This window comes from Streptomyces sp. NPDC002125 (assembly GCF_053593715.1).
Genome location: NZ_JBSFDD010000031.1, coordinates 20,100 through 41,248 on the forward strand (window position 1 = coordinate 20,100; position 21,149 = coordinate 41,248).

The following is a 21,149-nucleotide window of genomic DNA, read 5'->3' on the forward strand; positions in this document are numbered from 1 at the left end:
CCGTGTCAGGGCCGGTGCGCGGGCTCCCTGTCCGCGTCCCGGCTGTGCGGGGTGAAGTCCGCGCGGGCGGTCCCACCGGGCCGGATGAGCTGCTGCCGGGCGAGCGGGCTGCCGTTCGTCGCGGCCTCGACGAGGTGACGTACCCCTCGGGCAGGCCGTCCCCCGAGCGGCGAAACCGGCGTGCCGGATGAATGATGAACAGATGCTGAGCGGAAGGATGGAGCGCACGGCCTCCCGGACCGCGATCCCGGCGGCGGTCCGGTCCGGGACCTGCCCCGGTACGGCGAGGGCCGCCCGATGAGGTCCACGGACGGGCTGCTGGAGATCGGCTTCATGCGCACGGTGTTCGACAGCCTGGGGGCCGGGGTCTTCGTCGCCGACACCAGTGGCCGTCTCACCGCGAGTAATCCACGGGCGCAGGAGCTCCTCGGCCGTCAGCAGGAGGAGATGCTCGGCCGGGACATGCACGATCTGCTGCACCGGGACCGGGACGGAGGCACGATCCCTCGCGACGAGTGCGGTCTGATGGCCGTCCTGGACACCGGCCGGCCCGCCGAGGGCAGCGAGGAACTCTTCCTGCGCGGGGACGGCAGCCTGGTCCCGGTCATCTGGGCGGCCACCCCGCTGCGGCACCAGGGGCGTATGGAGGGCGCGGTGGTCGTCTTCCACGACTTCAGCCTGCACCGCGACGCCGCCGAACAGACCGCTGCCTATCTCGCCGCACTGGAGGGGCTCACCGCCCGGCTGACGATGGTGGCGGAGGTCTCGACGGTCCTCATCTCCGCCCTGGACACCCCGGAGATGCTGAACAGGCTGGCCGCCCTGCTCGTGCCGGACATGGGCGACTGGTCGGCCATCGACGTACACGCGGCGGGGCATCCGGGCGGGATGCGGCGGGTGACGGTCCGTACCGCCGGGGACGAGGCGACGGCGGCGCTCACGGGGCCGCTGCCGCCGGTGCCCGAGTTCACCCGTTCGGCCGTGGTGCACGCGCTGCGGAACGCCGAGCCCGTCCTCCTGGACGCGGACGCCCTCGCGGAGCGGCCGGACAGCCCGCTCGCGGCGGCGCACCGTGCTCTGTTCGACCGGCTGGGCGGCACCTGCGCGGTCGTGGTGCCCCTGCACACCCGGCGGCAGGTCTTCGGCGTGCTGACCGTGGCGCGCGTCGATCCGGATTCCTCGTACACCGAGGCCGAGCTCTTCGTACTGACCGACATCGCGCGGCGGGCCGGCCTCGTCATGGAGGCCGCCGTGCTCTTCGAGCAGCAGCGCCACGTGGCCGAGACCATGCAGCGCCAGCTCCTCACTCCCCTGCCGCAGGTCGACGACCTGACGCTGGCGGCCCGCTACCGGCCCGCCGAGACCGCGGCCGAGATCGGCGGCGACTGGTACGACTCCTTCCTCCTCGGTGACGGGGCCCTGACGATGGTCATCGGCGATGTCGTCGGCCACGATCTCAAGGCCGCCGCCCACATGGCCGAGGTCCGCAACATGCTGCGCGCCCTGGCCTGGGACCGGACGGAGCCGCCCAGCCTGATCATGCGCCGGCTGGACGAGGCCATGACCCACACGAGCGACGCGCCCATGGCCACCTGCGTCTTCGCGCGCATCGAGGGCGAGGCGGGCGGCCCCCGGCGGCTCCACTGGGTCAACGCCGGCCACCCGCCGCCCCTCCTGGTCACCGCCGAGGGGGACGCGCGTTTCCTCGAAAGCGGCCACGGACCCCTGCTCGGTCTCAGCTCGGCCCTGCACATGGGACTGGGGTGGCCCGACGCGCACACCGACCTCCCGCCCCGTTCGACCCTCCTGCTCTACACCGACGGACTGGTCGAGAGCCGCACCCGCGACATCGACGAGGGCCTCGCCGCGCTGCGCGCGCATGCCGCGGACCTGGCCGGCCATGACATCGAGGACTTCCTCGACGAACTCCTGGCCCGCATCGACCCCAGCGGCGACGACGTCGCGCTGCTGGTCCTGCGCGTCCCGCCGGAAAGCGCGGAGGGCCAGGCCCCTCCGCAGCACGCGCACAGCCCGGCCGCCGACGACCGCGGGGCCCCCGGCTCGCGTATCGAGGACTCACCGGTCAGGGACACGTCCGAACAGGCCTGACCCACGGCGGGCACGGCCACGGAGTCCGGACCCCGCGACACGCGGACCGATGAGTTCTCGCCTGCCAGGGCGTCCGGGAAGTGGGCACAATCGTGGCTCGCGGCGAAGAGGCCGGCCCGGACCGGAGGAGAGTGGTGCGTGATGAGGCTTGTCGTACAGCAGTTCCTGACGCTCGACGGGGTCTCGCAGGGCCCGGGGGCACCGGACGAGGACCGCAGTGACGGCTTCGACCAGGGTGGCTGGTTCGTGCCGCACATGGACGAGGTCTTCGAGGAGGTGGCCGCCTCCTGGCTCGGCACGGCGGACGCGCTGCTGTTCGGCCGTCGTACGTACGAGAACTTCGCACGGGACTGGCCGGTCATGACCGACCACCCGTTCGCGCCCCTGATGAACGGCCTGCCGAAGTACGTCGCCTCCCACAGCCTGACGACGGGCACCTGGAATCCGACGACGGTCCTGAACGGGGATGTGCCGACCCAGGTCGCCGAGGTGAAACGCCTGCCCGGCCGGGATCTCCAGATCCACGGCAGCGCCCTGCTGGCCCAGTCCCTGCTGGCGGCGGGCCTGGTCGACGAACTGCGGCTGGCGATCGCCCCGGTCGTGGTGGGCCGCGGCCGGCGGCTCTTCCCGGACGGCGGCGCCCCGGCCGGTCTGCGGCTCGTCAGCCACAGGACGACCCCGGGCGGGCTCTCGGTCCACATCTTCGAGTCGGCGGGATCACCCGCTCACGGGATCTACGGGGCCGGGGCGTAGAGCCCTTCCCCCTGGATCAGGCAGAGTGCCCCGGAGGGGGCTCCTTGTCCTGGAGGCGGCGGCCCTCTTCCCGCAGCCGCGGGTTCTGGAGGGCCTTGCCGTCCGCTTCCATCATCCGACCGCGCACGTGCTTGAGCGCGGACGCCATCTTGCCCATGAAGTTCACCTCAACCGACGAAAAGCGACATAAGTCTCTCTCCTTCACATTTTTCCCACCCGTAGAAACAGAACGCAAGTCCCACAGGGGCGGCCGTGCCACCGGCACGACCGCCCCTGGCCCGTCGGGGCTGGTCAGTCCTTGCTCATGACGGCTCCCCGCTGAGGGGAGCACCCGTGTCGCCCGTACCGTCCGGTGACGGCGGGTTCGCTCCTACTCACGGGCGGTCGCCCTCCCCGCGCCGCCCTCGATGACGAACTGCGACCCCGGCTCGACCACGACGTCACCTTCGGCGGAACCGGTGATGGTCACATCGGTCAGCGTGGCACTGCCCCGCGCGCCTCCATGGGCCAGGATCCCCGCGCCGTTGAGCGAGTTCTCGATGCGGACACCCGTGATCCGCGCTCCCGGTACGGACCCGCCGCCCGACTTGAACTGGATTCCGTCGTAGGTCGAATCGAGGATGTCGGTGTCGCGGATGGTGACACCGGGGATGTCCTGCCCGGCCGCGAACAAGGTGATCGCGCCGAACTCCTGGGCCTCTCCCCAGAACGCCCCTCCCGTGCGGTGCAGCGCGTTGTCGGCGATCAGCGTCTGCCCGGAGAAGGGCAGCGGGTCGTGGTCGGTCGCCAGCATGATGCCGGGGTAGTTCATCGTGTCGGAGATGATGTTGTTCTCGATCGTGTTGCCGTAACCGCCGTATATCGCGATGCCGTTAGCCCTCCAGGGCAGTTGGACGGTGTTGTTGCGGAAGTGGTTGTCGTGGCCGACGTCCACCGAGGGGTTCTTCACGTACTTGCTCGACCACACCGCCAGCGCGTCGTCCCCCGTGTTCCTCAGGGACGAGTTGAACACCGTCGAATCGCGAGTTCCGTTGGCGAAGTTGATGCCGTCCGCGTACGTGTTGCGGATGCGCATGCCGGTGAACTCGACACGCTGGGCGGGTCCCCAGAGGTCCGGGATGTTGTCGTAGTCACGGCCCACCCAGACACCCACGTTGGCGTGCTCCAGCCATACGTTGGTGATCGCGGTGTCCTCACCGAAGCGCCCGTTCAGGCCCACTCCGCCCTCGGCGTTGCCGTCCCCGCCCCGGATGGTGCCCGAGCCGAAGATCGCGATGTCGGAGATCCTGGTGTTGTCGTCGATGTCGAAGCCGAAGTTCCCCTCGTGCGGGTGGTTGATGCCGCCTGCGTCCTGGGGCGCGGTGAGGGTGTAGAGCTGGGAGTGCCACATGCCGGCGCCGCGGATCGTGACGTCCCTGATGCCGACCTGGTTGAACTGCCCCCGGTTCAGCGGGTCGTCGGTCAGGATCTTCTGCTCCTGCCTCCACTGCCCGGGCGGGATCCATACGCAGCCGATGTCACCGTTCTGGTCGGCGGTCACCGCCCGCTGGATGGCGTCCGTGTCGTCGATCCCGTCGTTCGGAACGGCTCCGTAGGTCGTGATCGAGGTACATCCGGCCGGCTGGGCGGCAGCGGGTGCCACCTGCTCCAGGTCCACCAGATCGATGACGTAGAAGGAGGCCGTGTCGCCCGCGTCGCGCTGGAGGCGGAACTTCGTACCGACGGGGTAGCTCCGGCCGAGCAGGGCATGGGACTCGTCGAACAGCCGGCGGGCGTCCGTTCCCGGCCGGTTGCTCAGGCCCTCCGGGCTGTCCGTGTCGCCGTAGAGCCAGCTGTGCTTGGAGGAGAGGGTCAGCTTCCGGACGAAGGTGCCGTCGGCGTAGAGACTGATCGTGGCCTCCGCCCCTCCGCCGCCCGGGGCATCGGGCACGGAGTTGCGGACCACGATCGAGTTCGACGGCACGGTGGAGGTGACCTCGACGTATTCGCCGGCGGAGTCGAGCCGCACGGCCTCCCGGCCCGAGGACTCGGTCGCGAAGTTGGTGTGCCCGAAGGTCCGCTTCTGGTCGGACCTCAGCAACGTGCCCTTGTAAGCGCTCTGTTCGGCCTCGTACTCCGTGTAGGGGACTGCGGCCCCGCGGCCGACCACCATCGCCCGCGAGTAGACGTTGTTGCCCTCGTTCGTCTCCGCGACGGCACCGGTCGCGTCCGCCGTGGCCGTCAGGTTGACACCTCCGCTCTTCGCGGTCCAGCTCCCGCTCACCGGCACGGTGGCGGTAGCTCCGGCGGCGATCGCACCGGTCGCGCCGTTCAGGGTGGTGCTCTCCACCTGGAGGCGGGTGACGGTCGAGGCGCTCACCGCGGTCGTACCGCGGTTGTGGACGGACACGCTGAAGGTGACGGCCGCGCCCACGGCGGGGTTCGACGGGCTGGAGGTGATCCCGAGCACCTCCAGGTCAGGACCTGGGCTCTGGCCCACCACGAGCTTCGACGAGGCGGTGCGGCTGTTGTTGCTGTCGTCCTGCTCGGCGACCGTGCCGGTCGGGTCGACCACCGCCGAGACGCTGTACGAGCCCATCGGCCGCTTGCCGACGGCGACGGCCACGGTGGCCGAGGCCCCGGCTGTGAGGCCTCCCACGGACGCGCTGCCCGCGACGACGCCTTCCACGCTGACGTCGACGGTCGTCGCGGCGGACGCCGCCGTGCCCGTGTTGCGCACGGTGGCGGTCACGGTGACGTCGTCCTTCTCGGACGGTTCCGTGGGTGACCATGTCAGCTCGGAGACGATCAGGTCCGGGTTCGGGGCGGCCGTGCCGACAACCTGGATCTCAGCGACCTGGGCGCCCGGAGCACCCGTGTTGGCGAAAAACTTGAGCTGTACGTCCGCGAAGCGCCCGCTGACCGGGATCGTCACGGTGTTCTCGTTGCCGGAGGGGCTGAACACATGGTCCGCCCGGTCCTTCAGCGAAGTGAAACCGGTGGCCGACTGCGCCCGCCCGAGGACCTGGAAACTCTGGGTGCGGGTGGCCCACGCCTGCTCCGGGGAGAGCCTGACGACGACGGCCTCGATGTCGGCGTCGGCGCCGAGCTTCACCGTGAGGGTGGAGGGATGGCCGTCGGACTCCCAGTACGTGGCGGGCTTGCCGTCATTGGCGTTGGCCGCCACATAGATCTGGGTGACGGACGACGCCTCGATGGGTCTGTTCAGTGCCAGGTTGGAGCCGTTCGCGGGCGGCGGGCCCGATTCCTCGTCGCCGTAGACCTCCACCTGGGAGAGCTGAGCGGCGTTCCAGCCGGTGTTCGCGGTCACCTGTACGCGGATGTAGCGCACCTGCTCGGCGGTGAGGCCGATGGTGACGGAGTTGGCCGCCGACGGGCTGAACACCCGTGCGGCCGAGGCGGCGAGGGCGCTGTACGTGTTTCCGTCCGTGCTGCCCTGGACGGCGAGCGTCTGGGTGCGCGCCTCCCAGGTGGTGGGGAGTCTGAGCACCACCTGATCGATGTCGAACCGCCCGCCGAGGTCGATCCGGACCCACTGCGGGAAGGTGCCCGCGCTCTCCCAGTAGGTCTGCTGGCTGCCGTCGGTGACGTTCGACGCCGGATAGGCGCCGTGCGAACCGCCGGCCGTCACCTGCTTGCCCAGGGCCAGGTCGGTGCGTTGCGCGGCTGCCGTGGCGCTGACCGGCAGGAGGCCGACGGTCATCAGCGCGGCCGTTACCGCGCCGAGGACCAACCGTCGGCCGAGTTGCTTCCATCTCATGCTGTCCTCTGTTCCGTTGGCCTCACCGATGGGGGGTATGACGGGACGCCGACAGGAGCGGGGAGCATGCCTCCCGCCGGGAACTCGCGCATATTGCTTAGGATTTTGAGTGATCTCGTCAATATTTTGCGGTGTCGCGGAGACAGGTTTCTAGCAGCCCGGACTTTTGTCAACGGTCCTCGCACGGACACCACGGGCACACCCGCCCGCCGCGCCGCTCGGGGCGGGGGCGGGGCGTCGCAAGGCGGCAGGCCGGATGCCTACATGTGAACGGCGTTCGCGGCCGCACGCGGGGCCGGAGAGACGTGGGGGCGGATCAGAAGAACCGCGACAGGCAGAACTCGTGCCCACGGGCACGGCGCAGCGCCTGAGCAGGCGCCGGGCAGGCCGCCCGGCGTCCGCTCAGGCGTGCGCGGGACAGGGAATCGGCCTATGGATACGGGTGCAGTGCTGTCCCGGACCCGGTCAATAGGTTAGGTTAGGCATGCCTAAGTAATCGCCATGAGGTCTCCCCCACCCCGCTCCCCTGGAGAACTTGGATGCGTCCTTTCGACTCCCGCGTCACACACCCGACCCCGGCCGAACGCGTGCTGTCCATCCTGATGGCGGCCCACTCGATGACGGTGGTGAGCGACGGGCACGAGCCCGTCGAGGTCCACCGCCTCGACGGCACGGGCGCGATGGGCCACATCCACCTGCACGAACCGGCCGAGGCCGGCCAGCCGCAGTCCGGTCCGCGCATCCCGGTCCGGCTGGAGTTCACCGACATCGCTCCCACCCCCGTGCGGGACCGGACGCGCGCCCGCGTCACCGTGACCGGGCTGCTCTCGGCCCCGTACAGCACGGAGACCGCGGAGAGCACCTGCATGGAGTTCGGGCAGGCGGTCATCGAGGACCACACGGGGCGGGCCTTCGTGACGCTGGACGAACTGCAGGACACGGAGCCCGATCCCATCGCCACCAGCGAGGCGGGGATGCTGACCCACCTCGTGGACGAGCACGGCGAACTCGTCCCGCTGCTGCTGCGCCTCGTGCAGCCGCAGCCGGGCAAAGGCGTCCTGCGTGTGCACCCGCTGGCCATGGACCGGTACGGCGTGACGCTGCGCCTGGAGTACCCCGGCAGCCACCGCGACGTCCGGCTGCCGTTCGCGAAGGCCGTGACCCGGATCGACCAGGCGGGCCCTCAGATCCACGCCATGCTGGCCGCCGCCCGCCGCGCCTCCCACCGCAACCAGCTGCTGGCCTGAACCAGCCGGAGCGCGCGGCCCCCGGGTCCCACGGGCTCGTGGGGGCCGGCGGCTCCCGGCACGGGCACGGCAGGCTCCCCGGGATGCCGTCCACCACGGCCCGGAGAAACAGACGGACCGTCAGCACAAGAGTTGGCTTCAGGCCAAGTGCGCCCCGGAGGCGATCACCCGCGAATCATGCATGATCGACGGCATTTGCCCCCTCTACGAGGCCAAATGGCGCCGCCGCACGGCGAACCCGTTACTCGGTGGATACCCGTGCGTAAGCCCAACCCGGCTCAAATCGGCCGTAGCCGCTGCTCGTACGCCTTGCTAACTTCCCGGTCCCAGAGGCAGTGAGACGTACGTGTGAAAGGGAAGCACATGACCTCCCCGGCTCCAGCGCCCAAGATCCCTCAGCTGTGGGTTCCCCTTCCCTCGGGTATCCACCCGCAGTGGCGTGAGATCGACGCCAACTCGGCTGCCTGGCTCGACCGTTACGGCCTCTACTCCGACCCGGCGCAACGCGAGCGGCTGACGCGCATAGCCGTGGGCGAGATCACGAGCCGGGGAGCGCCCGACGGACGGCTCGCGCCCCTCCAGTGGACCGCCGACTTCCTGATGTGGCTCTTCGCGTTCGACGACGAGTACTGCGACGAGGGGCCGGTCGCGATGTCTCCCGACGCCACCCTGCTGATGATCACCAAGCTCCAGCGGATCATCGACGTCCCTTGGACCGCCGCCACCGACGACAACTACAGCGCCGCGCTGCACGAGCTGCGCATGCGGCTCGACGGACTGACGACTCCGGTGCAGACCGCCCGCTGGGCCGCCAGCTTCCGGGCGTACCTCCAGGGTCAGGTCTGGATGGCCGCCAACAGTGCCTACGGACGGATACCCACGCTCTCCGACCATCTGGCGGTCCGGCTGGACTCCTCCGGGGTCAAGATCTTCTCGACGCTCAGCGAGATCATCCACGGGTACGACCTCCCCGCGGCGGACTACGAGCGCCATGACGTACGGGCGTTCGTCGAGGTCTTCGCCGCGATCATCGGCTGGTCCAACGACCTGGTCTCCTACCACAAGGAGCGCGAACGGAGCCACGAGGGATTCGGGAACATCGTCGACCTGATCGCCCACGAGCGGAACTGCCCGCTCGACGAGGCGGTGGCCGAGGCCGCCACCATGCACACCAGCGCCATGACCCTCTACCTCCGGCTCCGCGACCAGATCCTGGCCGCCGCCGGCCCGGAGCTCCGCCGGTGGATCACGGGCTGCGACTCCTGGATCCGTGCCGACTACGACTGGTCGCTCACGACCAACCGGTACGTCAATCCGGAGAACCCCGCCGACCTGCCGTCCGGCTCCGCGGCGGCCCCGCTGCGCGCGGCGGCGGACAAGCCGCTGCCGATCGACAGCATCGCCTGGTGGTGGACCCATCTGAAGGACTGAGACTGCCGGGAGACGCTTCGGGGAGCGGCGCGCGCCGCTCCCCGGTCCGTCGGCGCGCCCTCAGGTCTGGGGACGGCTGCCGTGGTTCGCGCCGTTCTTGCGGCGGGCCTTCTTCTTACGACGTCGCTTCGAGGACATCGATCCCTCCTCATCCTGTAGTTTCTGCACACTTTCAACCGAAATGTCACTTCCGGCAACCACAGTGCCCCTTACCCGTCGGCGCGGCGGTAAACACCAGGTCCGGCCGCATCCGGGTGGCGTGCGCCACGGCGCCGGGGAGGGCCGGCGGAGCACGACGGGCCGACGGGCGTCCGGGGCCGGCGTCAGTGCCCGGCGGAGACCTTCACCAGCACGACCGCGACCCCGATCGCCGCGTCGGCCACGCCCGCCAGCACCGCCGTGAACACACCGCCTCCCAGGCGCACTCCACCCACGCAGCCCCAGAGGAAGAGCGAGACGACGCCCAGGACGGCCGCCGTCATCAGCGCGGTGGACAGATACAGGACGTCCAGGGCGGCGAGGGCGATCATCACGGACGGGCTCACCGCGCACGACAGCAGAGGGCTGCTGACGTAGAGCATGCGGCGCAACTCGTGCCCCCTGGCGAAGTGCCGGTGGACCGTGCGGTGGGCCTGCTGGTCGGCCACGAGCGCCGCGAGCCACAGCCCCAGTGCGGTCGTCAGGACCGTGGCCAGGGCGCCTGCGGCACCGGCGTTGCTCAGGGACAGGCCCACCACCACGGCGATCATCGTGATCGTCGCGTAGATGCGCTCCTTGAGCCGGCCCGCCATCACGTCGGCCGCCTTCTCCTGCGGCACTCCTGATCGCCCGTCCTCCGACATCCGGTCTCCCTCACCGCGCGTACGTCACGCGACCCCGTTCCGGCACCTTCCGGCGCCGTGGCCGCGGCCCTCAGCATGCCTGGCCGGCCACCGTGATCCCGGAACCGTCCCCGGCGGGCCGCACGGGGAGTCACGCAGGGCGCGCGCGGGTGGGCCCGCTTGTCACCGTCCCCGGCCTGGGGCTAGTGTCGCCACGCCTTGGTGAACGGGAAATCGGTGCGATACCGGTGCGGCCCTCGCCACTGTGATCGGGAAGTCCGGCTCCGGCCCTCACGGGCAGCCACTGGGTCCTCGGACCCGGGAAGGCGGAGCACGGGCGGTGTCACCCGTAAGCCAGGAGACCGGCCAAGGCACTTCAACCATCCACGAGGTGCTGGAGAGGGTCTGCTGAGCCATGCACATAGCCGAGGGTTTTCTGCCTCCGGCGCACGCGATCGCCTGGGGTGTCGCGTCCGCGCCGTTCGTCGTCCACGGAGTCCGTTCACTCACCCGTGAGGTCCGGGAGAACCCCGAGAGCACACTGCTCCTCGGGGCCGCCGGGGCCTTCACGTTCGTCCTGTCCGCGCTGAAGCTCCCTTCGGTGACGGGGAGTTGCTCGCATCCCACCGGCACCGGGCTGGGAGCGATCCTGTTCCGCCCGCCGATCATGGCGGTCCTGGGCACCATCACCCTGCTGTTCCAGGCCCTGTTGCTGGCCCACGGCGGCCTGACCACGCTCGGCGCCAACGTCTTCTCGATGGCGATCGTCGGGCCCTGGGCCGGATACGCGCTCTACCGAGTGCTGCGCAGGAGCGGCGTGCCGCTGATGGCCGCGGTGTTCTTCGGAGCGTTCGCCGCCGACCTGTCCACCTACTGCGTCACCAGCGTGCAGCTGGCGCTCGCCTTCCCGGACCCGGGCAGCGGTTTCCTGGGCGCGCTCGGCAAGTTCGGCTCCATCTTCGCGGTCACCCAGATCCCACTGGCGGTGAGCGAGGGGCTGCTCACCGTGCTGGTGATGCGGCTGCTCGTGCAGTCCAGTAAGGGCGAGCTGACGAGGCTCGGCGTGTTCCTCAGCGGGAAGCGGGCCGGCACGAAGACGGCGGAGAAGACCGGGGCGGTGGCGTGATGAACAGGAACGCGAAGATCAACGGTCTGCTGCTGCTCGTGGTGGCCGCGCTGGCCGTCCTGCCTCTGGCCCTCGGCCTCGGCGACGACGAGAAGGAGCCGTTCGCCGGCGCCGACGCCCAGGCCGAGACGGCGATCACCGAGATCGATCCCGGCTACGAACCCTGGTTCTCCCCGCTGTACGAACCGCCTTCCGGGGAGATCGAGTCGGCCCTGTTCGCCCTCCAGGCCGCGCTCGGCGCGGGCGTCCTCGCGTACTACTTCGGCCTGCGGCGCGGACGCCGCCAGGGCGAACTGCTCGCCACGGCACGGCTCGATGCCGCGGGCACCGGAAGCGGCGCCGGGCAGTCCCCGGCGCGGGGGGCCTGAGGGCGGGTGCTGCCGATCGACGCGGCGGCGCACAGCAGTCACTGGCGCCGCCGCCATCCCCTGGACAAGGCCGTGCTCGGCCTCGGTTTCACGGTGCTGGCGATCTCGCTGCCGCCCTGGCCCGGAGCCGCCCTCGTCCTCGTCACCGCGCTCGCCGTGCTGCTCGGCCCGGCGGGCGTGCCCGTGCGCCGGCTGTGGCGGGCCTACCGGGTGCCGCTGGGCTTCTGTGTCACCGGGGCCGCCACCCTCCTCGTCCAGGTCGGCGGCCCCGGGGGGCTCGTCTCCCTGGCCGACGGCGGTCCCGTACGCGCCGGGGAGCTGCTGCTGCGCACCTCGGCCGCTTCGCTCGGTGTCCTGCTGTTCGCCTTCACCACCCCGATGTCCGACCTGCTGCCCCGTCTGGTCCGGGCGGGGGTGCCCGCGCCGGTGGTGGACGTCGCCCTGGTGACGTACCGGATGAGTTTCCTGCTGCTCGACTCGATGCGCCGGATCAGGCAGGCGCAGGCCGCCCGGCTCGGGCACACCGGCCGGGCCGCTGCCTGGCGGTCCCTGGCCGGGCTCGGCGCCACCGCGTTCGTCAGGGCTTTTGACCGCGCGGCCCGGCTCCAGGCGGGGCTCGCCGGACGCGGTTACGACGGCACCTTGCGTGTCCTGGTGCCCGAGGCCCGCGTCTCCGTCAGGTTCACGGCCGTGAGCGTCACGCTGCTCGCGGCGCTCGCCGCCCTGACCTTCGTCCTTGAGAGGCCGCTGTCATGAGCGACTCCGTACTCCTCGCCCTGCGGGGCGCTTCCTTCGCCTACGAGGACGGGCCCGAGGTGCTGGGCGGCCTCGACTTCGACGTACGCGAGGGCCGTGCTCTCGCCCTGCTCGGCCGCAACGGCAGTGGCAAGACCACGCTGATGCGGCTGCTCAGCGGCGGACTGCGCCCGCGCGAGGGCCGGTTGACGGTCCAGGGGGGCCCGGCCACCTACGACCGCAAAGGGCTGACCCGGCTGCGGACGACGGTACAGCTGGTCGTGCAGGACCCGGACGACCAGCTGTTCGCCGCTTCCGTCGCGCAGGACCTGTCGTTCGGGCCGCTGAATCTGGGGCTGCCCGACACGGAGGTCCGGGGCAGGGTGGACGAGGCGCTCGCCGCCCTCGACATCGGGCACCTGGCCGACCGTCCGACCCATCTCCTCTCCTACGGACAGCGCAAGCGGACCGCCATCGCGGGGGCGGTCGCGATGCGCCCTCGCGTGCTGATCCTCGACGAGCCGACCGCCGGGCTCGACCCGGACGGCCAGGAGCGGCTGCTCGACACCCTCGGCTCGCTCCGCGCGAGCGGCACGACCGTGGTGATGGCCACGCACGACGTCGATCTCGCCCTGCGCTGGGCCGACGACTGCGCGGTCCTCACCCCGGGAGGTGTCCGCTCCGGTCCCGCGCCCACCGTGCTGGCCCGGACGGATCTCCTCCGGGAGGCGGGGCTGCGGCTGCCCTGGGGCATCGCCACGGCCCGGCTGCTGCGCGCCCACGGACTGCTGGACGCGGGGGCACCCGGGCCGCGCACCCCCGAGGAGCTCGCGGCCGTCGCCTCCGGTGCGGAGCCGCCTCAGGGCCCGGGATAGATCTGCCGGACCCGTTCGTCGTGGGCGCGCTCCTCCGAGGTGCCCGGCATCGCTGCGGACCCGTGCTCGGTCACCAGGCAGTGGCTGGTGACGCGGCGTGCCGCGCATGAGGTCCCGCAGGGCTCGCCCGCGTACACGTGCGCCGCCCGGCCCTGTGACGGGCCGGGCGGCGGACGCACCGGTGCGGGAGCTGTGTCAGAGCGAGGTCATGACGTGCTTGATCCGGGTGTAGTCCTCGAAGCCGTACGCCGAGAGGTCCTTGCCGTAGCCGGACTTCTTGAACCCGCCGTGCGGCATCTCGGCGACGAGTGCCATGTGGGTGTTGATCCACACGCAGCCGAAGTCGAGATTCTTGGACATCCGCATCGCCCGTGCGTGGTCCTTGGTCCACACCGAGGAGGCCAGGGCGTAGTCGACGCCGTTGGCGAACTCCACGGCCTGGGCCTCGTCCGTGAAGGACTGGACCGTCATGACCGGGCCGAAGACCTCGTTCTGGACGATCTCGTCGTCCTGGCGCAGGCCGGAGACGACGGTCGGGGCGTAGAAGTAGCCCTTGTCGCCGACCCGGTGGCCGCCCGCCTCGACCTTGGCGTGCTCGGGCAGCCGCTCGACGAAACCGCTGACCTGGGCGAGCTGTCCGGCGTTGTTGAGCGGGCCGTACAGCACGTCCTCGTCGTCCGGCAGGCCGGTCTTCGTGTCGGCCGCCGCCTTGGCGAGGGCGGCGACGAACTCGTCGTGGACCGACTCGTGGACGAGGATCCGGGTGGCGGCCGTGCAGTCCTGGCCCGCGTTGAAGAAGCCGCCGACGACCAGGTCCTCGACCGCCTTCGCCAGGTCCGCGTCCTCGAAGACCACGGCGGGAGCCTTGCCGCCGAGCTCCAGGTGGACCCTCTTGACGTCCTTGGACGCGCTCTGGGCGACCTGGATCCCGGCGCGTACGGAGCCGGTGATGGACGCCATCGCCGGGGTGGGGTGCTCCACCATCAGGCGGCCGGTGTCACGGTCGCCGCAGACCACGTTGAAGATGCCGCGGGGCAGTTCCAGCTCGGCGAGCACCCCGCCGATGATCTCGGCGATCAGGACCGTGGACGCGGGGGTGGTGTCCGAGGGCTTGAGCACGACCGCGTTGCCCGCGGCGAGCGCCGGAGCGAACTTCCAGACCGCCATCAGCAGCGGGTAGTTCCAGGGCGCGACCTGTGCGCACACACCGACCGGCTCGCGCCGGATGATGGAGGTCAGACCCTCCATGTACTCGCCGGCCGAGCGGCCCTCCAGCATCCGCGCCGCGCCCGCGAAGAAGCGCACCTGGTCGATGGCGGGGGCGAGTTCCTCGCTGTGGGTGAGGTGGAGCGGCTTGCCGGTGTCGCGGCTCTCCGCGGCGACCAGCTCGTCCGCCCGCGCCTCCATCGCGTCGGCGATCTTCAGCAGCGCGCGCTGGCGCACGGAGGGCGTGGTGTCGCGCCAGACCGGGAAGGCGGCTGCCGCGGCGGCCATCGCCGCGTCGACGTCCGCCGCGCCGGAGAGCGGGGAGGTCGCGTAGACGGCGCCCGTGGAGGGGTCCACGACGTCGAGCGTGCGGCCGTCGGCGGCGTCGGCGAACGCACCGTCGATGTAGTTGCGGAAGGTGGTGCTCATGGAACGTCGCTCCTGGTCAGGCGGTGGTGCGGGCGGAAAGGTGCTCGTGGACGGCGCTCCAGCGGCCGTCGGCGGCCCGGGCGAAGACGACGGTCTCCCGCTCGTGGACCGTCTCCTCACCCGCGTGCGTGGCGACCCGTGTCTCGACGTCGTGGCTGAAGACGGCCGTGTCGCCGAAGGGCTGGATCAGCTGGGCGGACGAGACGCAGCCGACTATCCGGAAGCCGTCCTGCTCCTCCCACTGCCGCCAGAGGGCGCGGTACTCCGCCGTGGAGCCGAGGCGCTGGGGGGTGGTGTGGAAGACGAAGGTCGCTTCGGGGGCGAAGGCGCCGAAGTAGTCGTCGACGCGGCCTTCGGCGAAGGCGGCGACGAGCGCGTCGGCGGCGTCGCGGACCTCCTGGACGGTGGTGGTGCTCATGTTCTGCTCCTGGTCACGGGTGTTCGGCGGCGGGTGCCGGAACGCCCGGTCGGGGGTGGCGGCGCGGGTCAGCCGGCGGGTGCCGGAACGCCCGGTCGGGGGTGGCGGCGCGGGTCAGCCGGCGGGTGCCGGAACGCCCGGTCGGGGGTCGCGGCGCGGGTCAGCCGGCGGCTGCGGGCTCGGGGAGGCTCTTCTCCGTGTCGCTGGTGATCGGGGGCACGGGGGTGTCCGAGGCCCGGACGAAGCGGGGTCCGTCCGGTCCGTACACGGCGCGCGGCTCGGGGAAGAGCCTGAGCAGGGTGAGGTAGAGGACGGTCGCGAGGACCAGGCCGACCGGCAGGGAGATGTCCGCGCCGTCGGCGAGGTCGCCGAGCGGGCCGACGAACTGGCCGGGCAGGTTGGTGAAGAGGAGCGCCACGACGGCCGAGACGAGCCAGGTGGCCATGCCGCGCCAGTTCCAGCCGTGCGTGAACCAGTAGCGGCCACCGCGCTGGCGGCGGTTGAAGACCTGGAGTGCCTCCGCGTCGTACCAGCCGCGCCGGGTGACGTAGCCGAGGGCCATCACGATCATCCACGGTGCGGTGCAGGTGATGATCAGCGTCGCGAACGTGGAGATGGACTGCGCGAGGTTGAGCGCGAAGCGGCCCACGAAGATGAAGGCGATGGACAGGACGCCGATGAAGAGGGTGGCCTGGACGCGGCTGAAGCGGGTGAAGACGCTGGAGAAGTCCAGGCCCGTGCCGTAGAGGGCCGTCGTGCCGGTGGAGAGACCGCCGATCAGGGCGATCAGGCAGAGCGGCAGGAAGTACCAGCCGGGCGAGATCGCGAGGAGCCCGCCGACGTAGTTGGGGGCGGCGGGATCGACGTACTTCGCGGCCTTGGTGGCGATGATCGACGCGGTGGCCAGGCCGAAGAGGAACGGCAGCAGGGTGGCGACCTGGGCGAGGAACGCGGCGCCCATCACCCGGCGACGCGGGGTCCCGGACGGGATGTAGCGGGACCAGTCGCCGAGGAAGGCGCCGAAGGAGACCGGGTTGGAGAGCACGATCAGCGCGGCACCGATGAAGGAGGGCCAGAACAGCGGGTCCGCGGTCGAGGCGAAGGCGCCCGCGTAACCGGGGTCGAAGTCGCCGGCGAAGGCGAACGCCCCGAGCACGAAGAGCGCCGAGGCGGCCAGTACCGCGATCTTGTTGACCAGCAGCATGAACCGGAAGCCGTAGACGCAGACGACCAGCACGAGGCCGGCGAAGAGGGCGTACGCGATCCCGTAGGTGACGTCCGACTCGGGCACGTCCACGAGCCGGTGGGCACCGCCCACGAGCGCGTCGCCGGAGGACCACACCGAGATCGAGAAGAAGGCGATCGCGGTCAGCAGCGAGAGGAACGAGCCGACGACCCGGCCGTGGACACCCAGGTGCGCGGAGGAGGAGACGGCGTTGTTCGTGCCGTTGGCCGGGCCGAAGAGCGCCATCGGGGCCAGCAGCAGCGCCCCCGCGAGGAGACCGAGGACGGTCGCGGCGAGCCCTTGCCAGAAGGAGAGGCCGAAGAGGATCGGGAACGCGCCCAGCACACAGGTCGCGAAGGTGTTGGCGCCGCCGAAGGCGAGCCGGAACAGATCGAGCGGGCGGGCCGTGCGGTCCTCGTCCGGGATCCGCTCGACACCATTGGTCTCGATTTCGGTGATCGAGTTCGTCACGGACACTTCACCTTCCGTTCGTGCATAGGGGCCCCAGCAGTCTGTGGCCCGCCGACGATCAGCGACAACTGTGTTCATCACAAAGATGTAGGGTCCGGTCTGTGGCCAGCAACAAACTCACGGTCGAGGATCTCCTCTCCTTCCCGGCGCTCCAGCTCTCGGTGAAGGCGGGCAGCGGCGGCCTCCGCCGGTCCGTCTCGTGGGCCCACGCGAGCGAGCTCGCCGATCCGACCCCCTGGCTGCTGGGCGCCGAGCTGATCATGACGACGGGCCTGGCCGTCCCCCGGGGAGCGGCGGAGCAGCGCGCGTATCTGGAGCGGCTGGACGACGCGGGCGTGTCCGGTCTCGCCCTGTCGGCGCAGCTGCACATGCCGCCGCTCCACGACGTGTTCTTCGAGGCGGCCGAGGAGAGGGGCTTCCCGGTCCTGGAGGTCCCGCTCGCCGTCCCCTTCATCGCCGTGGCCCAGGAGGTCGCGGCCTCGGTCCAGGAGGACGCCCGGCACCGGCTGGGCGCGCAGCTCCAGGTCTTCGGCTCCCTGCGCTGGCTGGTCGCCGAGAACCTCGACACCCCGGCACTGCTGCGCCGGCTCGAAGGACTGTCGGGTTACGACGTCTACCTCTGCACGCCGCAGGGCCGCCCCCTGCTGCCCGGCGTCCCCACGCCCGAACCCGGGGTCCTGCCCGCGTCCGTCGACGCTCCGCCCACGGTGCCCGGCGGCTTCGTGCTCCCCGTTCCCGCGCCCGGCGGCCCGGCGGGCTTCCTCGTGGCGTACGAGCGTCAGGGTGCCCAGCCCGCGGGGCTCGCCGTCGTCCAGCACATCGCCACCGTGGCGGCGCTGCGGCTGGCGATGGTGCGGAACGAGCGCGAGGTGCTGCGCCGTGAGGGGGCGGAGACACTGGCCGAGCTGTTGCAGGAGGTGATCGATCCCGAGACGGCCAGGCGCCGGCTCGCCCGGCACCGGATCGAGGGGGACGCGTCGCTGCTCGTGGTCCGCCGTGCCACGGACGAGGCGCTGCTGAGCTGCCTGGAGGACCATCCGCATCTGCTGCTCACCAGGGGCGAGGACCGCTATGTCCTGGGCGCGCCGGAGCTGGCGGAGGCCGTGGGCGGGCTGGCCGGCGTGGCGGCGGGGATGAGCCGCCCCTTCGCGCCGGGCGTCGCGCTGAAGATCGCCGAGCGCGAGGCGCTCTGGGCGGTGTCGAAGGCCGTGGAGTCCGGCCGCCCGGTCGTGAGGTACGGCGACGACGCGACGGGCCGGTGGCTGCCCGACGACCCCGCCGTGCTGAGCGCGCTGGTCGAGCACGTGCTCGGCGGTGTCCTGCGGTACGACGAGGCCCACGACTCGCATCTGCTGGTCTCCGTCCGTACCTGGATGGAGCGTGACCGCCGCACCGAGTCGGCCGCGGCGGCGCTGCACATCCATCCGAACACCCTCGCCTACCGGCTGCGCCGCTTCGGCGCTCTCGCCGACCGCGATCTGTCGTCCACGGGCGCGATGGCCGAGGTCTGGCTGGCGATCCAGGCGGCGGGGGCGCTGGGCCTCACCGACTGACCGGCGCACCGCCGGTCGGGGGCGGGTGTTCTCAGGTCCGTGTGTACGGCTCGTGCGGGTGACCGGCCGGTCCGCGGCGACTGCTCCCGGGGCGTGAATCCATGGTTAACGGCACGTCGGAGCGACGGCAAGGAGTGGTGGTACTACACGCCTGCGTAGGCCGTGCCCGTCGGGCCGGCCCGGGCGGCCGGACCCAGGGAGCCCGTGCACCGGGCCCTACTACCGCGCCTCGTATGTGATCTGCGGCCTATGGGTCGAGTCACACGGCGCGGCCCGGGGAAAGCGCCCTCACCAGGCCTCGGTGCCGGTCGCCTCGTCGGTGGGGGCCGGCGCCCGGCCCGGTCCGTCGGCCCTCGCCCGCAGTCGCGTCGCGAGCAACGGCAGCACGAGGACGGACAGCATCGCGGCACCGACCAGCGAGGCCGCCTCGTTGGATTCGAGGAGCTTCTGGTCCAGGCCGATGGTCGTGATCGCGACGACCAGGGGCAGGCACGTCGAGGCGTAGAGGGCCAGGCCCGCCCGGTCGGCGGAGCCCAGGTCCTTCGGAGCGAACGCGTACACCGGGCCGCCCCGCACCAGCACGAACAGCAGCAGGAACAGCGGCACCACCAACAGGGCGGACACGTCGTGCAGGAGCGCGTCCAGGTCGAACTCGATGCCGGTGACGACGTAGAACAGCGGGACGAGGAAGCCGAAGCCCATCGCCTCGACCTTGCCGAGGATCTCGTCGCTGCTCGCGGGCGCGGCCCGGTGCAGGACGAGGCGGGTGAGGATGCCCGCGGCGAACGCGCCCAGCAGCACGTCCAGGCCGAACACTTCGGCGAGGCCCAGCATGCACGCGAGCAGCAGCATCACGAACCGGACGGCGAACTGTCCGCTGCTGTGCAGGGTCCGTTCGGTCAGCCGTGTGAACCAGGGCGGCCGGGGCCGGGTGGCCCAGTAGACGGCCGCGGCGGCGATCACCCCGAACGCGGCCAGCAGGGCCGCCGACTCGGCCGGGCGGCGCCCGCTGAGCAGCAGCGCCATGGCGACGACGGGACCGAACTCGCCGACGGCGCCGAACGCCGTCATGACCGTACCGAAGCGGCCCTTCAGCTCGCCCCGGTCCCGCAGCATCGGCAGCACCGTGCCGAGGGCCGTGCTGGTCAGCGCGGTACCGATGACGAACGCCTCGAACACCTGACCTGCGGTGATGAGCATGGCCAGCCCGATGCCGGCGGCGAGCGAGACCAGCCAGGCCCACAGCGAACGGCGCAGGGTTTCGCCGCGCACCGCCGCGAACTCGATCTCGTACCCGGCGAGGAAGATCAGCATGGACAGCCCGAGGTCGGCGAGCGTGTCGATGACCGTGTCCGTGTGCGCCCAGCCGAGCACATCGGGACCGATGAGGATTCCGAGGGCGATCTCGAAGATCACCAGCGGGATCCGCAGCCTGCGTCCGGTCGCGTACACGAGCAGCGGCGCCAGTACGGCGGCCGCCATGATCAGGACGAGCGTGCCGGGGTGCGTCATTCGGCAGCTCCGTGGTGCCGGGTCACAGGGCGGGCGCCGGATGCCGTCGGCGGCCCCCGTCTTCCCGGTGCTCGGGACGGGGTTCCGTGGTCCGGGACATCGGGATCTCCCTCACAGGCGGGATGCGGCGGCCGGGCACGCGGCAGAGGTGCACGGTCTTGCCACTCTCGCCCGCGCACCGGGGTCGTACGAGCGGGTGTACGCCGTCGGGGTGAGGCCCGCCCGGCAGCGAGGCGCTCGCACGGCCGGGCCCGCCGGCTTCGGCCTCGCGCACGCACTCCCGGCCGGGCGCCGGGGAGTGCGCCGTAGGCTGCTCGCAGGTGCGGGAACGGAGACCGAGGAGGCCCAGGTGGCGGAGACGATGGTGACCGGGGTGATGGCCGAGCTGGCAGCACTCGACGACCCGAAGGTCCGCGCGGTGAACGAGAGACACGGTGACGATCACGGTGTGAACCTCGGCAAGCTGCGCGCGCTGGCGAAGCGGCTGAAGACCCAGCAGGACCTCGCGCGCGAGCTCTGGGAGACGGGTGACACGGCGGCGCGACTGCTGGCGACGCTCATCTGCCGGCCGAAGGCGTTCGAGCGGGACGAGCTGGACGCCATGGTCCGCGAGGCACGCACACCCAAGGTTCAGGACTGGCTCGTGAACTACGTGGTGAAGAAGAGCCCGCACTCCGGGGAGTTGCGCGTGTCCTGGTCCGCCGACCCGGATCCGGTGGTCGCGAGTGCCGGCTGGGCGCTGACCACCGAAAGCGTGGCGAAGAAGCCGGAGGGCCTCGACCTCGAAGGGCTGCTGGACGTCATCGAGGCGGAGCTCAAGGACGCCCCGGCCCCGCTGCAGTGGGCGATGAACCACTGCCTGGCCCAGATCGGCATCGAGCACCCGGAGCACCGTGCCCGTGCGATCGGGATCGGCGAGCGCCTGGGGGTGCTCAAGGACTACCCGGTCTCCCCCGGCTGCACGTCTCCGTTCGCGCCCGTCTGGATCGACGAGATGGTGCGGCGGCAACAGCACAAGCGGTAGACGGGCGCCCGGTGGTTGTGCCGGGCGCCGCCGGCTCGTGCGCCCATCGCCCGACGGCCAACTGTCCCAACGCTCGGTGGCATACC

At 71.3% G+C, this 21,149-nt stretch carries 18 protein-coding genes and 1 riboswitch; of the genes, 10 read left to right on the forward strand and 8 right to left on the reverse strand.

The genetic code is table 11. The annotated features are described in order from the left end of the window. The first annotated feature begins 297 nt into the window (after window positions 1-297). Both ACWCQM_RS34850 and ACWCQM_RS34855 read left to right on the forward strand, forming a co-directional pair. A complete protein-coding gene (locus tag ACWCQM_RS34850) occupies window positions 298-2,109 on the forward strand; it encodes a SpoIIE family protein phosphatase (protein ID WP_450919078.1) in 1,812 nt (603 codons plus the stop codon). Between the two features lie 141 nt (window positions 2,110-2,250). After that, a complete protein-coding gene (locus tag ACWCQM_RS34855) occupies window positions 2,251-2,862 on the forward strand; it encodes a dihydrofolate reductase family protein (protein WP_450919079.1) in 612 nt (203 codons plus the stop codon). 16 nt (window positions 2,863-2,878) lie between these two features. Here the strand turns inward: ACWCQM_RS34855 and ACWCQM_RS34860 are convergent, their stop codons facing one another. Together ACWCQM_RS34860 and ACWCQM_RS34865 are read right to left on the reverse strand one after the other, a co-directional pair. Continuing rightward, complete coding sequence (locus ACWCQM_RS34860) at window positions 2,879-3,019, reverse strand: hypothetical protein (protein WP_158070897.1); 141 nt, start codon at window positions 3,017-3,019, stop codon at window positions 2,879-2,881. A gap of 213 nt (window positions 3,020-3,232) precedes the next feature. Then, window positions 3,233-6,622 carry a CARDB domain-containing protein gene (locus tag ACWCQM_RS34865; protein ID WP_450919080.1) on the reverse strand — a complete coding sequence of 1,130 codons (3,390 nt, stop codon included), beginning with the start codon at window positions 6,620-6,622 and terminating at the stop codon, window positions 3,233-3,235. 539 nt (window positions 6,623-7,161) lie between these two features. On the opposite strand from ACWCQM_RS34865, the gene ACWCQM_RS34870 reads away from it, so the two are divergent. After that, entirely contained in the window at window positions 7,162-7,869 is a 708-nt protein-coding gene (locus ACWCQM_RS34870; protein ID WP_450919081.1) for a DUF2470 domain-containing protein, read from the forward strand. 363 nt (window positions 7,870-8,232) lie between these two features. Next, window positions 8,233-9,300, forward strand: coding sequence for a terpene synthase family protein (locus tag ACWCQM_RS34875; RefSeq protein ID WP_450919082.1), 1,068 nt, complete (start codon window positions 8,233-8,235; stop codon window positions 9,298-9,300). Between the two features lie 60 nt (window positions 9,301-9,360). On the opposite strand, the gene ACWCQM_RS34880 is transcribed toward ACWCQM_RS34875, so the two are convergent. Beyond that, entirely contained in the window at window positions 9,361-9,438 is a 78-nt protein-coding gene (locus ACWCQM_RS34880; protein ID WP_371604899.1) for a 50S ribosomal protein bL37, read from the reverse strand. A gap of 185 nt (window positions 9,439-9,623) precedes the next feature. Continuing rightward, on the reverse strand, window positions 9,624-10,142 hold the full coding sequence (locus tag ACWCQM_RS34885; protein WP_450919083.1) for a hypothetical protein: 519 nt from the start codon (window positions 10,140-10,142) through the stop codon (window positions 9,624-9,626). A 182-nt stretch (window positions 10,143-10,324) separates the two neighbouring features. Next, window positions 10,325-10,506: riboswitch (cobalamin riboswitch) on the forward strand. A gap of 30 nt (window positions 10,507-10,536) precedes the next feature. Here ACWCQM_RS34885 and ACWCQM_RS34890 point away from each other — a divergent pair. Genes ACWCQM_RS34890 through ACWCQM_RS34905 form a run of 4 tightly spaced genes read left to right on the forward strand, consistent with a single transcriptional unit; the run spans window position 10,537 to window position 13,225 of the window. Continuing rightward, window positions 10,537-11,247 carry an energy-coupling factor ABC transporter permease gene (locus ACWCQM_RS34890; protein WP_450919084.1) on the forward strand — a complete coding sequence of 237 codons (711 nt, stop codon included), beginning with the start codon at window positions 10,537-10,539 and terminating at the stop codon, window positions 11,245-11,247. After that, the gene (locus ACWCQM_RS34895; RefSeq protein WP_450919085.1) at window positions 11,247-11,615 is read left to right on the forward strand and encodes an energy-coupling factor ABC transporter substrate-binding protein; all 369 of its coding nucleotides are present in this window, start codon (window positions 11,247-11,249) and stop codon (window positions 11,613-11,615) included. Before ACWCQM_RS34890 ends, ACWCQM_RS34895 begins: the two co-directional genes overlap by 1 nt. Window positions 11,616-11,621: 6 nt before the next feature. After that, complete coding sequence (gene cbiQ / locus ACWCQM_RS34900; protein WP_450919086.1) at window positions 11,622-12,371, forward strand: cobalt ECF transporter T component CbiQ; 750 nt, start codon at window positions 11,622-11,624, stop codon at window positions 12,369-12,371. After that, window positions 12,368-13,225: an energy-coupling factor ABC transporter ATP-binding protein gene (locus ACWCQM_RS34905; protein WP_450919087.1), complete on the forward strand. Its 858-nt coding sequence runs from the start codon at window positions 12,368-12,370 to the stop codon at window positions 13,223-13,225. Before cbiQ ends, ACWCQM_RS34905 begins: the two co-directional genes overlap by 4 nt. Window positions 13,226-13,420: 195 nt before the next feature. On the opposite strand, the gene ACWCQM_RS34910 is transcribed toward ACWCQM_RS34905, so the two are convergent. From ACWCQM_RS34910 to ACWCQM_RS34920, 3 genes are all read right to left on the reverse strand, one after another. Then, window positions 13,421-14,860 (reverse strand): gamma-aminobutyraldehyde dehydrogenase, encoded by a 1,440-nt coding sequence (locus ACWCQM_RS34910; protein WP_450919088.1) that lies wholly within the window; start codon window positions 14,858-14,860, stop codon window positions 13,421-13,423. A gap of 16 nt (window positions 14,861-14,876) precedes the next feature. After that, on the reverse strand, window positions 14,877-15,278 hold the full coding sequence (locus ACWCQM_RS34915; protein WP_450919089.1) for a nuclear transport factor 2 family protein: 402 nt from the start codon (window positions 15,276-15,278) through the stop codon (window positions 14,877-14,879). Window positions 15,279-15,438: 160 nt separating this feature from the next. Beyond that, the gene (locus ACWCQM_RS34920; protein ID WP_450919090.1) at window positions 15,439-16,974 is read right to left on the reverse strand and encodes a purine-cytosine permease family protein; all 1,536 of its coding nucleotides are present in this window, start codon (window positions 16,972-16,974) and stop codon (window positions 15,439-15,441) included. Between the two features lie 101 nt (window positions 16,975-17,075). Between ACWCQM_RS34920 and ACWCQM_RS34925 the strand changes: the two genes are divergently transcribed. Beyond that, window positions 17,076-18,527, forward strand: a complete 1,452-nt coding sequence (locus ACWCQM_RS34925; RefSeq protein WP_450919091.1) for a PucR family transcriptional regulator — start codon at window positions 17,076-17,078, stop codon at window positions 18,525-18,527. Window positions 18,528-18,815: 288 nt separating this feature from the next. On the opposite strand, the gene ACWCQM_RS34930 is transcribed toward ACWCQM_RS34925, so the two are convergent. After that, window positions 18,816-20,039, reverse strand: coding sequence for a cation:proton antiporter (locus ACWCQM_RS34930; protein ID WP_450919092.1), 1,224 nt, complete (start codon window positions 20,037-20,039; stop codon window positions 18,816-18,818). A 361-nt stretch (window positions 20,040-20,400) separates the two neighbouring features. Here ACWCQM_RS34930 and ACWCQM_RS34935 point away from each other — a divergent pair, with 361 nt between their 5' ends. Then, window positions 20,401-21,063, forward strand: a complete 663-nt coding sequence (locus ACWCQM_RS34935) for a DNA alkylation repair protein (RefSeq protein ID WP_450919146.1) — start codon at window positions 20,401-20,403, stop codon at window positions 21,061-21,063. The last annotated feature ends 86 nt before the right edge of the window (window positions 21,064-21,149 follow it).

Excerpts from the sequence above, each read along its gene's own strand:
- ACWCQM_RS34850 (WP_450919078.1), top strand. The coding sequence starts at position 298 with ATGAGGTCCACGGACGGGCTGCTGGAGATCGGCTTCATGCGCACGGTG.
- ACWCQM_RS34860 (WP_158070897.1), bottom strand. The coding sequence starts at position 3,019 with ATGGGCAAGATGGCGTCCGCGCTCAAGCACGTGCGCGGTCGGATGATG.
- ACWCQM_RS34880 (WP_371604899.1), bottom strand. The coding sequence starts at position 9,438 with ATGTCCTCGAAGCGACGTCGTAAGAAGAAGGCCCGCCGCAAGAACGGC.
- ACWCQM_RS34870 (WP_450919081.1), top strand. The coding sequence starts at position 7,162 with ATGCGTCCTTTCGACTCCCGCGTCACACACCCGACCCCGGCCGAACGC.
- ACWCQM_RS34855 (WP_450919079.1), top strand. The coding sequence starts at position 2,251 with ATGAGGCTTGTCGTACAGCAGTTCCTGACGCTCGACGGGGTCTCGCAG.
- ACWCQM_RS34930 (WP_450919092.1), bottom strand. The coding sequence starts at position 20,039 with ATGACGCACCCCGGCACGCTCGTCCTGATCATGGCGGCCGCCGTACTG.
- ACWCQM_RS34935 (WP_450919146.1), top strand. The coding sequence starts at position 20,401 with ATGGTGACCGGGGTGATGGCCGAGCTGGCAGCACTCGACGACCCGAAG.
- ACWCQM_RS34910 (WP_450919088.1), bottom strand. The coding sequence starts at position 14,860 with ATGAGCACCACCTTCCGCAACTACATCGACGGTGCGTTCGCCGACGCC.
- ACWCQM_RS34885 (WP_450919083.1), bottom strand. The coding sequence starts at position 10,142 with ATGTCGGAGGACGGGCGATCAGGAGTGCCGCAGGAGAAGGCGGCCGAC.
- ACWCQM_RS34905 (WP_450919087.1), top strand. The coding sequence starts at position 12,368 with ATGAGCGACTCCGTACTCCTCGCCCTGCGGGGCGCTTCCTTCGCCTAC.
- ACWCQM_RS34865 (WP_450919080.1), bottom strand. The coding sequence starts at position 6,622 with ATGAGATGGAAGCAACTCGGCCGACGGTTGGTCCTCGGCGCGGTAACG.
- ACWCQM_RS34890 (WP_450919084.1), top strand. The coding sequence starts at position 10,537 with ATGCACATAGCCGAGGGTTTTCTGCCTCCGGCGCACGCGATCGCCTGG.
- ACWCQM_RS34895 (WP_450919085.1), top strand. The coding sequence starts at position 11,247 with ATGAACAGGAACGCGAAGATCAACGGTCTGCTGCTGCTCGTGGTGGCC.
- ACWCQM_RS34875 (WP_450919082.1), top strand. The coding sequence starts at position 8,233 with ATGACCTCCCCGGCTCCAGCGCCCAAGATCCCTCAGCTGTGGGTTCCC.
- ACWCQM_RS34915 (WP_450919089.1), bottom strand. The coding sequence starts at position 15,278 with ATGAGCACCACCACCGTCCAGGAGGTCCGCGACGCCGCCGACGCGCTC.